Raw genomic sequence first — 9,109 nt, 5'->3', positions numbered from 1 at the left:
CGGCTGCGCTGACGCTTAGCGGCGTGCCGTTCATGGGCCCGATCGGCGCCGCGCGGGTCGGCTTCAAGGACGGCGAATATATCCTCAACCCGCATCAGTCCGCGGTCGCGGACGGCGACCGCGTCAAGGCCTCCCCGCTCGCCCGCCGCCTGGCGCAGGCGCAGAACATCGACCTGTCCTCCATTCAGGGCAGCGGCCCTGGAGGGCGGATCGTGCGGTCCGACGTCGATGCCGCGGCGGGCAAGACCGCTGCGCCTGCCAAGGCTCCCGCACCTGCGGCTCCGCAACCTGCGGCTCAGCCGGTCTCGAGCGAAATTCCGCATGAATCGGTCAAGCTCTCGAACATGCGCAAGACGATCGCGCGGCGGCTGACCGAGTCCAAGCAGACCATCCCGCATTATTATCTGACGGTCGACATCCAGCTCGACGCGTTGCTCAAGCTGCGCAGCGAGCTCAACAAGGGCCTCGAAAGCCGCGGCGTGAAGCTCAGCGTCAACGATTTGCTGATCAAGGCGCTGGCCGTCGCGCTGATCGAGGTGCCGACTGCCAACGTCAGCTTCGCCGGCGACCAGCTGATCAAATACAGCCGCGCCGACATCTCGGTCGCGGTCGCGATCCCCGACGGCCTCATCACCCCGATCATCGTCGGCGCCGACAGCAAGAGCCTGTCGACCATTTCGAAGGAAATGATCGACCTCGCCGGGCGCGCGAAGGAGGGCAAGCTCCAGCCGCACGAATATCAGGGCGGCACCGCCAGCATCTCCAACCTCGGCATGTTCGGGACCAAGCAGTTCGACGCGGTGATCAACCCGCCGCAGGGCATGATCATGGCCGTCGGCGCGGGCGAGAAGCGGCCCTACGTGGTCAACGACTCGCTCCAGATCGCGACCGTGATGAGCGCCAGCGGCAGCTTCGACCACCGCGCCATCGACGGGGCCGAGGGAGCAAAGCTGATGCAGGCATTCAAGCGCCTGGTCGAAAACCCGCTGGGGATGCTGGCTTGAGCCGAGAGGCGGTGATCCGCGTCACCGCCATGCCCGCGGACACCAACCCCTATGGCGGCGTGTTCGGTGGCTGGCTGATGGGGCAGATGGGCTTGGCATGCGGGTCGTTCGTGTCGCGGCGGACGAAGGGAAAAGCGCTGCTGGTCGCGGCGGACGCGGTTCGGTTTCCAGGCAAGATGGCCGTCGGCGATGAGCTCAGCGTTTATGTGGACTTGCTGAAGCAGGGGCGGACGTCGCTGCGGTTGAAGGCCGAAGCCATCGCACGGCAGCGGGACGGGGACGGCGAAACGGTCGTGGCCGAGGGCGAGTTCACCTTCGTCGCGCTCGATGAAGCAGGCAAGCCGAGGGAGGTTTCCAGTGACTAGCCCCTCTCCCCTCGCGGGAGAGGGAAAGCTGTCGCGCAGCGACAGCAGGGAGAGGGCGCGTCGCATCTCCAAGCTCCGATCGAGAGCGAAGGCAATGCGGTCTCAGTCCACCGAAGCGGAGCACAGGCTCTGGCAGTTGCTGAGGGCGCACCGCTTCTCAGGCCACAAGTTCAAACAGCAAGTTCCGCTGGACTTCTACATTGTGGACTTCGTCTGCTTTGCGCGGCGGCTGATCATCGAAGTTGACGGCGGCCAACATGCGGAGAGCGAGCACGACCAACGGCGTGATGCCTATTTGAAGGCACAGGGGTTTCGCATCCTGCGGTTCTGGAACAACGACATATTCGAAAATGAAGAAGGAGTGGGCGAGCTGATTCTTTCGGCTCTGCGTTCGCCCCCTCTCCCCAACCCCTCTCCCGCAAGGGGAGAGGGGCTAAGCGGAGCATCCAATGGCTGACACCTACGACCTCATCGTCCTCGGCTCCGGCCCCGGCGGCTATGTCGCCGCGATCCGCGCTGCCCAGCTCGGGCTCAGGACCGCGATCGTCGAGCGCGAGCTGCTCGGCGGGATTTGCCTCAACTGGGGGTGCATCCCGACCAAGGCGCTGCTGCGCTCGGCCGAGGTGCTGCACCTGATGAAGCATGCCGACGCTTACGGGCTCAGCAACGACAAGCCGTCGTTCGATATCGGGAAGGTGGTCGCTCGCAGCCGGGCGGTCGCCAAGCAGCTCAATCAGGGCGTCACGCACCTGATGAAGAAGAACAAGATCGCGGTCGTGATGGGCGAGGGCAAGCTGACCGAGAAGGACAAACTCAGCGTCGCCGGAGCCGACGGCAAGACGACCGAGCTGCAAGCGAAACACATCATCGTCGCGACCGGCGCGCGGGCGCGCGACCTGCCGTTCGCCAAGGCCGACGGCAAGCGCATCTGGACCTATCGCCACGCGATGACCCCGCCCGACATGCCGACCGAGCTTCTGGTCATCGGCTCGGGCGCGATCGGGATCGAGTTCGCGAGCTTCTACGCCGACCTCGGGGCCAGGGTGACCGTGGTCGAGATGCTCGACCGCGTCGTCCCCGTGGAGGATACGGAGGTCAGCGACCAGCTCGCCAAGAGCCTCAAGAAGCAGGGGCTGACCATCCTCACCTCCGCCGGCGTCGAAAGCCTCAAGCCCGAAGCGAAGGGGGTCGCGGCGGTCATCAAGACATCCGACGGCAAGTCGGGCGAGCAGCGCTTCAGCCACTGCATCGTCGCGGTCGGCATCCTTCCCAACACCGAGAACATCGGGCTCGAGGCGCTCGGCGTGAAAACCACCAAGGGCCATATCGACACCGACCCGTTGTGCCGCACCAACGTCCCCGGCATCTGGGCGATCGGCGACGTGACCGCGCCGCCGTGGCTCGCGCACAAGGCGAGCCACGAGGGCGTCACCGCCGCCGAGGCGATCGCGCAGGAGCTCGGCAACAAGGACGTCCACCCGCACGCAACCGACCCGAAGAACATCCCGGGTTGCACTTACTGCCGTCCGCAGGTCGCGAGCGTCGGGCTGACCGAAGCCAAGGCGAAGGAAGCCGGCTATGAAGTGAAGGTCGGAAAATTCCCGGCGATCGGAAACGGCAAGGCGATCGCGCTCGGCGAGGTCGAGGGGTTCGTCAAAACCGTTTTCGACGCGAAGACCGGCGAATTGCTCGGCGCGCATATGATCGGCGCGGAGGTCACCGAGCTGATCCAGGGTTATACGGTCGGCAAGACCGCCGAGCTGGTCGAGACCGACTTCATCCAGACCGTCTTCCCGCACCCGACCTTGTCCGAGATGATGCACGAAAGCGTGCTCGCCGCGTTCGGACGGGTAATCCACATTTGACCTGTCCTACAGGTTGCTGATTGTGCCATGGCGCGCAGCCGTGCACAGCGGGGTTGGCGACGGCTCCTGCAGCAGGAAATTGCTGCGCATCACTGCGAACATTCGCGAACATTCGAAGGGTGGGGTTGATGAAGGTTTGGCTTCTGGCAGCCGCAGCATCGCTGACGGCGACTGCTGCACAAGCCGCGACAGTGGTCACCGCCGATCGCATGCTCGACGTGACCACCGGCCGCTACGTCGATCATCCCGCGATCCTCATCGGCGACGACGGCAGGATCCAGCAGGTCGGACAGCTCGCGTCGATGCAGCTTCCGGCGGGCGTGAAGCATATCGACCTGCCGGGCGAGACGCTGCTGCCCGGCCTCATCGACATGCACGTCCACCTCAACAGCCTGGCGGAGATCGGCGGCTACCAGGGGCTCAAATATACCGACGGCTTCTGGGCGACGATCGGGCCGGTCAATGCGCGCAAGACGATCGACGCCGGATTCACGACAGTGCGCAACGTCGGATCGCCCGATTTCGACGATGTCGCGCTCGAACAAGCGATCGACGGCGGCTGGGTCGTCGGGCCGCGGATCGTCCCGGCGACCTATTTGCTCGGCGCAACGGGCGGGCATTGCGACGATACCAACGGGCTTCCGCCGTCGCTCGGCGCCGACGACCAGGGGCCGGGGATCGTCACCAGCCCTGAGCAGGCGCGTGAGAAGGTGCGCTGGGTTCACAAATACGGCGCCGAGGTCATCAAGATCTGCGCGACGGGCGGCGTCTTCTCGCTCGGCGACAGCGTGGGCGCGCAGCAGATGACGCTCGAGGAGATGAAGGCGATCGCCGACGAGGCGCACATGCTCGGCCTCAAGGTCGCCGCGCACGCTCACGGCGACGAGGGCATCCGTACCGCGATCCTCGCCGGAATCGACACCATCGAGCATGCAAGCCTCGCCAGCGACGCGACCATCCAGCTCGCGAAGCAGCACGGCACGTGGTTCGACATGGACATTTACAACGACGACTACATCCTCGCGACGGGCACAGCGAACGGGACCGAGCAGGAGAGCCTCGACAAGGAGCGGATGATCGGCCTCAAGCAGCGCCAGACCTTCCAGCGCGCGGTCAGGGCGGGCGTGAAGATGATCTTCGGCACCGACGCGGGCGTCTACCCCCACGGCGACAATGCGAAGCAGTTCGCCAAGATGGTGCAGTGGGGCATGACCCCGATCCAGGCCATTCAGGCCGCGACCGTCCGGGCATCCGAAGCGCTCGGGCGCAGCGACGTCGGGGTGATCGAGCCGGGACGCTACGGCGATCTCATAGCAGTCGCCGGCGACCCGCTACGCGATGTTACCCTGCTCGAGCGAGTCGACGTGGTCGTGAAGGGCGGCGAGCTGGTCAAGGGACGCGGCGCGATCCGGTGAGCTCGCCGACCGCCAGTACCCGCACTCTCGTCGTCGCGCTGCTCGCGAATCTCGGCATCGCCATATCCAAGTTCGTCGCGGCCGCGATCACCGGCTCGTCGGCGATGTTGACCGAAGGCGTGCACAGCGTGGTCGATTCGACCAACCAGCTGCTGCTGATGTGGGGCAGACACGCCGCGAAGAAGCCGCCCGACAGAATTCACCCGTTCGGCTACGGCCGCGAGCTCTATTTCTGGAGCTTCGTCGTCGCCGTGCTCGTCTTCTCGCTTGGCGCGGGCGTGTCGATCTACGAAGGCATCATCCACATCGCCGAGCCCGAGCCGGCGGTCTCGCCGCTGATCGCGTACGCCGTCCTGCTCGTTGCCTTCTTCCTCGAGGGCTGGTCGACGATCGAAGCCTATCGCGAGTTCAACGCCGCCCGCGGGAAGCTTGGATGGCTCCAGGCCGTGCGGCAGTCCAAGGATCCGCCCGGCTTCATCGTGCTCCTCGAGAACGGCGCGGCGATGGCCGGCATCATCGCCGCGGCCGTCGGGCTGATGCTCGCGCAGATTACCGGCAACCCGTTCTTCGACGGCGCGGCATCGATTGTGATCGGCATCATTCTCGGGATGACCGCGGCCCTGCTCGCCTATGAATCGAAGAGCCTGCTGATCGGGGAGGCAGCGGACCCGGAGATCGCCCAGGCCCTCCACGACCTCGCCTGCACCATGCCCGGCGTGGTGGGCGTCGGCGACGTCCTTACCGTTCATTCGTCGCCGGACCAGATCACGGTGATGATGAACGTTGACTTCGACGACGACATCCGCGCTGGCGACGTCGAGCAAGTGGTGTGCCGCATCGAGGACGAAGCGCAGGAGCGCTGGCCCGAAGTGCGCCGCCTGTTCGTTCGGCCCATGCACGGCGCCGCCGAACGCCGGAACCACTAAGCGGGGGGCGGCGCGCCGGACCAGAGGAGGCTATCTTGAAAGGCTATTGCGACAATATCGAGAAGCGGACGGTCGAGAACGAGGATTTCCGGCGCGTCCTCTATACGGGTCACAACCTCCAGCTCGTGCTGATGACGCTGCCGCCCGGCTGCGACATCGGTGCGGAGGTCCACCCCGACCGCGACCAGTTCTTCCGGATCGAGGAGGGCTCGGGCGTGGTCGACATCGACGGCGTTGCGAACCCCGTCGAGGACGATTTCGCGGTGATCGTGCCCGCGGGTGCAAGGCACAATGTCCGCAACACGGGATCGCAGCCGCTTCGGCTCTACACCATCTACGCGCCGCCCGAGCACAAGGACGGCGTCGTCCAGGCGACCAGGGAAGAAGCCGAAGCGCGCCATCACGCCGAGGAATGGGACGGCGGGACGACGGAATAGCCGCGATGGCCAAGTCGATGCACGACGTCTCCGACCCGCGCAACGCTTCGATCCTGGTCAGCGTCAACGGCGAGCTCAAGCCCCGCGCGGAGGCTGTCGTGTCGGTGTTCGACAGCGGCTTCATGCTCGGCGACGGCGTTTGGGAGGGCCTGCGCGTCCACAAGGGCAAGCTCGCATTCCTGGGCCGCCATCTCGACCGCCTGTTCGAAGGCGCCAGGGCGATCGCCATGGACGTGGGGCTCAGCCGCGAGGGGTTGATCGGCCGCCTCTACGCCACGCTCGATGCCAACCGCATGAACGAGGGCGTTCACGTCCGGCTGATGGTGACGCGCGGCGTTCGCGCGACGCCTTACCAGGATCCGCGCGTGGTGGTCGGCGGCGCGACGATCGTCATCATCCCCGAATACAAGGAGCCCGATCCGGCCGTGTACGAACGCGGGCTCAAGCTGTTCACCGTCCATGTCCGCCGCGGCGACCCGGCGGTGCAGGATCAGAAGATCAACTCGCATTCGAAGCTCAATTGCATTCTCGCCTCGATCCAGGCGACCCAGGCCGGCGCCGACGAGGCGCTGATGCTCGACCCCAACGGTTTCGTCGCGACCTGCAACTCGACCCATTTCTTCATCGTTCGCAAGGGCGAGGTGTGGACGTCGAGTGGGAAGTACTGCCTCGGCGGAATCACTCGCGGGCTGACGCTCGAAATCGCGCGCGAAGCGGGCATTCCCGCGCTCGAAAAGGACTTCTCGCTGACCGACGTCTACGGTGCCGACGAGGCGTTCACGACCGGCACCTTCGCGGGCATCGTACCGGTGAGGGAGATCGACGGGCGCACCCTCCAGTGCCGCGGACCCGTCGTCGAGCGGCTGCGGCAGCTCTACGCCGAGCGCCTCGACAGCGATGTGGAGGAGCAGGTGCGTCCGTGACGCTCCGCATCGCGATGTGGTCGGGGCCTCGGAATCTCTCCACGGCGATGATGCGCAGTTTCGGGAGCAGGTCCGACACCTTCGTTTCGGACGAGCCCTTCTACGGCTGCTTTCTCAAGCATAGCGGCGCGGATCATCCAATGCGCGACGAGGTCATCGCGAGCATGGACTGCGACTGGCGCAGCGTGATGGAGGCCCTGTCCGGCGATGCGGCCGACCGCTCGCCGGTCTGGTACCAGAAGCACATGTGGCACCACATGACAGGGCCGGTCGGCTACGACGATTTCGCCGGCTTCACCCACGCATTCCTGATCCGCGATCCGGAACGGATGATCGCCTCCTACCTGCGCAAGCGCGAGACCGGCGCATTCGAGGATTTCGGGCTCGAGAGGCAGGCCGAATTTTTCGAGCGGGAGGCCGGCCGGCTCGGTCATGTGCCGCCGGTGATCGATGCCAATGACGTGCTGGCGAACCCGGATGCGGTTCTCTCGAGATTGTGCGAGGCGCTCGGCATTCCGTGGGACGCGGCAATGCTGAGTTGGGCGCCCGGCCGCCGCGACAGCGACGGAGTGTGGGCCGCGCACTGGTACGGCGCTGTTGAGAAGAGCACCGGTTTCGGTGCGCCGGACAGCGACCCCCTCTCGCTGCCGGCGGACGCGAAACGCCTCGCCGATCGGTGCAGGCCCTATTACGAGCGCCTCGCCAGCCATCGCATCCGCGCCGAAAACCCGTGATGGACGCGTTCAGCTATCTCTCGGTCCTGTTGTCGATCATCCTCGGGCTGGCGGTCACCCAAGTGTTGCAAGGCTATCGCGCGCTGCTGCTCGCGCGCGGGAGGGTGCGCGCGGACCCGGCGGCGCTGATCTGGAGCGGTCTCGTGCTCCTGTTCGCCGCTCAGGCTTGGTGGGCGAGCTTCGGGCTGAACACCCGCACGGATTGGGACTTCGCCGATTTCGGTATCATCCTCATCCAGATGGGCCTGATCTACATGCTTTCGGCACTCGTCCTTCCGGACGTTCCCGCGGAAGAGCGGGTCGATCTTGCCGGCCATTTCGACCGCCACCGCAAGGCCTTTTTCCTGTTTCTCATCGCCATGCTCACGAGCAGCCTGGCCAAGGATCTGGTGCTTCAGCACCGGCTGACGTCGCCGCTCAACCTGGCGTTTCATTTGTTGTTCGCGGCGGCGGCTGTGGCAGGCATCCTCTTCCGCGGGCGCAAGGCCCAGCTGGCGCTGGCCATCTTCGGCGTTGCGAGCTTCTCGTCCTACGTCGCGATCCTGTTCGCGCGTCTCTGAAACTGCGGGCAGGAGAAATCGGCCTTCGCGCCTTCGCGTGAAAATCCTTCCTTCTCCACGGCTCCGCGTGAACTATTTCCGTTCGTAGGTCCCGACCAGTTCACCCTCGGCAATCGCATGCTTCCGCGCCGCACTCTCCACGTCAGCGACCTTCGAATTGGGCGGCAGATCGAGCTTGTCAGTGTCAAGCGCGAACAGCTTGAAATGGTAATGATGGGTGCCGTGGCCTCGGGGCGGGCAAGGGCCGCCGTAACCGGACTTGCCGAAATCGTTGGCGACTTCGGTGCCGGCGTGCTCGGCCGCGCCGCCGATCGAGCGCGCCGACGCCGGGATGTTGAACACGCCCCAGTGACGGAAGGTGCCGCTCGGCGCGTCGGGATCGTCGATCACGAGGGCGAAGCCCCTCGTGCCGTCGGGCGGCTCGCCCCAGCGCATCGCGGGCGTGTCGTCGGCGCCGTCGCAGGTGAATTGCGTCGGGATAGGCTCGCCGTCCTGAAAGGCATCACTGGTCAGTTCCAGTTTCGTAAGGGTGGCATTGTCCACGGTTGCTCCTCCGTTGGCCTGGTTGTTCGCATGATCGTCTGCGCCGCAGCCCGCCAAAGCGATGGCAAGTAGCGCCGGCGCCAGTCTGCTCGGCATTTCGCTTCCCGGGTTTCGGTTCCCGATACGATACTGGGCCAACGGAGCCGCATCGCGTCGGTTCCGCTGCTCATCCGCAGGTTCCCGAGCCTCGGCCCAAAATGGCGGCGCGGCAGGCTCAGGCGGCGGCGAGGAACGCGCCGTGTGCGCGGAGCTGGTCGCCGGCGTGCTTGCGCAGGATGGCGATTGCGCGCGCTTCGTCACCGCGGTCGCGTGCCCGCACCCACAGCAGCAGGCCGCC

The 9,109-nt window shown here is 65.8% G+C and carries 11 protein-coding genes; 10 read left to right on the top strand and 1 reads right to left on the bottom strand.

The genetic code is table 11. The features are described from left to right. The 10 genes from GH737_RS10745 to GH737_RS10700 all read left to right on the top strand — a co-directional run. The coding region (locus tag GH737_RS10745) for a 2-oxo acid dehydrogenase subunit E2 (RefSeq protein WP_155264818.1) at window positions 1-1,004 on the top strand (1,004 nt) is incomplete at its 5' end. Beyond that, window positions 1,001-1,369 (top strand): acyl-CoA thioesterase, encoded by a 369-nt coding sequence (locus GH737_RS10740; RefSeq protein ID WP_338061781.1) that lies wholly within the window; start codon window positions 1,001-1,003, stop codon window positions 1,367-1,369. The genes GH737_RS10745 and GH737_RS10740, both read left to right, overlap by 4 nt. A 94-nt stretch (window positions 1,370-1,463) precedes the next feature. Then, the gene (locus GH737_RS10735; protein ID WP_230558767.1) at window positions 1,464-1,826 is read left to right on the top strand and encodes an endonuclease domain-containing protein; all 363 of its coding nucleotides are present in this window, start codon (window positions 1,464-1,466) and stop codon (window positions 1,824-1,826) included. Continuing rightward, window positions 1,819-3,234, top strand: a complete 1,416-nt coding sequence (lpdA, locus tag GH737_RS10730) for a dihydrolipoyl dehydrogenase (RefSeq protein WP_155264816.1) — start codon at window positions 1,819-1,821, stop codon at window positions 3,232-3,234. The genes GH737_RS10735 and lpdA overlap by 8 nt, the downstream gene beginning before the upstream one ends. 128 nt (window positions 3,235-3,362) lie before the next feature. Next, window positions 3,363-4,649, top strand: a complete 1,287-nt coding sequence (locus tag GH737_RS10725; RefSeq protein WP_155264815.1) for a Xaa-Pro dipeptidase — start codon at window positions 3,363-3,365, stop codon at window positions 4,647-4,649. Further along, a complete protein-coding gene (locus GH737_RS10720) occupies window positions 4,646-5,575 on the top strand; it encodes a cation diffusion facilitator family transporter (protein WP_155264814.1) in 930 nt (309 codons plus the stop codon). The genes GH737_RS10725 and GH737_RS10720 overlap by 4 nt, the downstream gene beginning before the upstream one ends. Window positions 5,576-5,610: 35 nt before the next feature. Continuing rightward, window positions 5,611-6,012, top strand: coding sequence for a cupin domain-containing protein (locus GH737_RS10715; protein ID WP_155264813.1), 402 nt, complete (start codon window positions 5,611-5,613; stop codon window positions 6,010-6,012). 5 nt (window positions 6,013-6,017) lie between these two features. Next, on the top strand, window positions 6,018-6,935 hold the full coding sequence (locus GH737_RS10710; RefSeq protein WP_155264812.1) for an aminotransferase class IV: 918 nt from the start codon (window positions 6,018-6,020) through the stop codon (window positions 6,933-6,935). Next, complete coding sequence (locus tag GH737_RS10705; RefSeq protein WP_155264811.1) at window positions 6,932-7,669, top strand: sulfotransferase-like domain-containing protein; 738 nt, start codon at window positions 6,932-6,934, stop codon at window positions 7,667-7,669. Before GH737_RS10710 ends, GH737_RS10705 begins: the two co-directional genes overlap by 4 nt. Then, window positions 7,669-8,229: a hypothetical protein gene (locus GH737_RS10700; RefSeq protein WP_155264810.1), complete on the top strand. Its 561-nt coding sequence runs from the start codon at window positions 7,669-7,671 to the stop codon at window positions 8,227-8,229. Before GH737_RS10705 ends, GH737_RS10700 begins: the two co-directional genes overlap by 1 nt. Before the next feature lie 72 nt (window positions 8,230-8,301). Here GH737_RS10700 and GH737_RS10695 read toward each other — a convergent pair whose 3' ends face one another. Further along, the gene (locus GH737_RS10695) at window positions 8,302-8,868 is read right to left on the bottom strand and encodes a YbhB/YbcL family Raf kinase inhibitor-like protein (RefSeq protein ID WP_155264809.1); all 567 of its coding nucleotides are present in this window, start codon (window positions 8,866-8,868) and stop codon (window positions 8,302-8,304) included. Window positions 8,869-9,109: the final 241 nt, after the last annotated feature.

Source organism: Sphingomonas segetis, from assembly GCF_009720245.1.
Lineage (GTDB): Bacteria > Pseudomonadota > Alphaproteobacteria > Sphingomonadales > Sphingomonadaceae > Sphingomicrobium > Sphingomicrobium segetis.
Note: the sequence above shows the minus strand (reverse complement) of the source record. Positions and strands in the feature narration are given on the sequence as shown.

Excerpts from the sequence above, each read along its gene's own strand:
- GH737_RS10695 (WP_155264809.1), bottom strand. The coding sequence starts at position 8,868 with ATGCCGAGCAGACTGGCGCCGGCGCTACTTGCCATCGCTTTGGCGGGC.
- GH737_RS10710 (WP_155264812.1), top strand. The coding sequence starts at position 6,018 with ATGGCCAAGTCGATGCACGACGTCTCCGACCCGCGCAACGCTTCGATC.
- lpdA (WP_155264816.1), top strand. The coding sequence starts at position 1,819 with ATGGCTGACACCTACGACCTCATCGTCCTCGGCTCCGGCCCCGGCGGC.
- GH737_RS10725 (WP_155264815.1), top strand. The coding sequence starts at position 3,363 with ATGAAGGTTTGGCTTCTGGCAGCCGCAGCATCGCTGACGGCGACTGCT.
- GH737_RS10700 (WP_155264810.1), top strand. The coding sequence starts at position 7,669 with ATGGACGCGTTCAGCTATCTCTCGGTCCTGTTGTCGATCATCCTCGGG.
- GH737_RS10735 (WP_230558767.1), top strand. The coding sequence starts at position 1,464 with ATGCGGTCTCAGTCCACCGAAGCGGAGCACAGGCTCTGGCAGTTGCTG.